We start from the raw sequence: 2,090 nt of genomic DNA on the forward strand, positions 1-2,090 counted from the left end.
AACAACGCTAATTGTCAAAAGAAGGGGCATCGAGCCCCTTCTTTTGACCGTGCTTTCATCCCCACCCGCAAGGGGATGGGGTTTTACGCACGCTCAATAAAATTCGTTTAGTAGTTACCTTATCCATTTTGTCTGCTACGTACCACTGAATGGCTGGAAAGGATCTGGCTAAAATACAGTCTTCTAGAGGCTTAAATACTATTGCCGAAAGAAATTGTTTTATAAGCACACGCTCTCTCCTAAAGGTTGCCCGATTTAATCGATAGATTATAGAACGCGATCGAATAATAAAACCCACATTAGGCATCCTAGACATAGCAGGTCTCATCTAGCAATGGTCTAATGTGGGATACAACTTAGTATTTTCACTTCACCTATAAGTTACGATCAAAATTTGAGTAAATTTTGAGGTAAGCAACATATTTACTGAGATGTTGGGTTGGAAGCCTCATCCCCTCGTGGGTGGGGAGCTTCAACTTAACCACCCCAAAGTGGAAGCCACTCGATCTGCTAATGTCAAAGGGTCAAACGGTTTAGCGATTACTCCAGCCACGTCAAGCTTCGCAAACTGAGCTAGGTCACTAGACTGCACCTTAGCAGTAAACAAAATGACTGGAATCGCTTGAGTAGCTGTATTATTTTGTAACTCTCCCAACACCGTGATTCCGTCCATATCTGGCATCATCACGTCTAGTAAGATGGCATCGAAGCGTTGGGTCTGGGCGATCGCAAGTCCTTCTTTACCTGAAAAAGCCGTCAGCGTCTCCCAACCTCCTAAGTTTTCCAGACAAGCTTGAATAACAGTACAGAGGTTTATTTCATCATCAATAACTAGAATTCGCTTGTCTGACATAAAAAATAGTTGTTATCAGGGCATATTTATTCTATTCGTAATATTATAAGGCTAATCGAGGAGTTTTGGCAATGTGAAATAGAAGTTACTACCTTGTCCTGGAACACTTTCGACCCAAATTCTGCCACCATGCTGCTGTACGATACTTTTAGAGATGGCTAAACCCAAACCTGTTCCTCCTTTCTGGCGAGAGTCAGAAGCATCCACCTGTTGAAATCGTCCAAAGATAGTTTCTAACTTATCAGCAGGAATGCCTCGTCCTTGGTCTTTGACTTCAAATAAAACCCGGTCGGCTTGCTCTTGAACATTAAGCGTAACGGTGCTATGAGGGGGTGAAAATTTAATTGCGTTGCTGACCAGATTAACGAGAGTTTGAATAATGCGATCGCTATCCGCCCAGACTTGAACAGAAGTCGGTTCAACTGATAGTAAAATCTGACTTTCTACTGCCAAAGATTGTATTGTTTTAACTGACTGTTCCAGAAGTGCTGCCCCATCGCACCATTGCTTATTCAGATTAACTTTGTGTGATTCCAGTCGCTCTAAATCGAGAATATCATTAACTAGACGTACTAACCGTTCGGTATCGTAAGTGGCAATGTCTAACATTTGTTGGGCAGATTCGGGCTTGTTTTTGAAGACTCCGGCGGCGAGTAACCCCAAAGAACCGCGAATAGAAGCCAGGGGCGTTCGCAGTTCGTGGCTGACAATTGAGACAAACTCGCTTTTCATCTGTTCAATCGCTCGACGTTCGGTGACATCCTCCACTGTTCCCACATGACCGATTAATTGGCTGCTAGTTCTAGACAGGGGAGATGTTCTCATTTGTGCAAAATGAATAGTTCCATCTTTATGGATATAACGCACCTCAGCCGAAAATTGTTGTTGAGAGGATAGGGTTTGCGACCAATCTTGCATTAGCCATTCTCGGTCTTCCGGATGAACGAATTGTAACCAACCTTCTCCCAAAGCTTCGTCAAAGGTGTAGCCACAGATAGCTTGACAGCGTGGATTGGTATAAGTACAGCGTCCCTCTGCATCCATACGGAAGATACCGACTGGCGAATTCTCACTTAAAGAGCGAAATTCAGCTTCACTCTGCTGCAATGCGGCTGCTACTTGCTGGCGTTCTCTTAGTTCGTCCTGAAGTTGCTGTTGACATCCTCCTCGACCTAAAGGTACGAGGATTCCAAAGATCGCTCTTTGGGCTTCCTCTTTCCACGACTCGGCTTACTTG

2 protein-coding genes are annotated in these 2,090 nt (G+C 44.2%); both read right to left on the reverse strand.

The annotated features are described in order from the left end of the window. Window positions 1–472: 472 nt before the first annotated feature. Window positions 473–853, reverse strand: coding sequence for a response regulator (locus H6S82_RS30755; protein WP_190475732.1), 381 nt, complete (start codon window positions 851–853; stop codon window positions 473–475). 51 nt (window positions 854–904) lie between these two features. Then, a complete protein-coding gene (locus H6S82_RS30760; RefSeq protein ID WP_242057178.1) occupies window positions 905–1,960 on the reverse strand; it encodes an ATP-binding protein in 1,056 nt (351 codons plus the stop codon). Between the last annotated feature and the right edge of the window lie 130 nt (window positions 1,961–2,090).

Source organism: Planktothrix sp. FACHB-1355 (assembly GCF_014748295.1).
Classification (GTDB): Bacteria; Cyanobacteriota; Cyanobacteriia; order Cyanobacteriales; family Aerosakkonemataceae; genus Aerosakkonema; species Aerosakkonema funiforme_A.

What these genes read in the sequence shown, in the direction of transcription:
- H6S82_RS30755 (WP_190475732.1), bottom strand. Translation starts at nt 853, where the DNA reads ATGTCAGACAAGCGAATTCTAGTTATTGATGATGAAATAAACCTCTGT.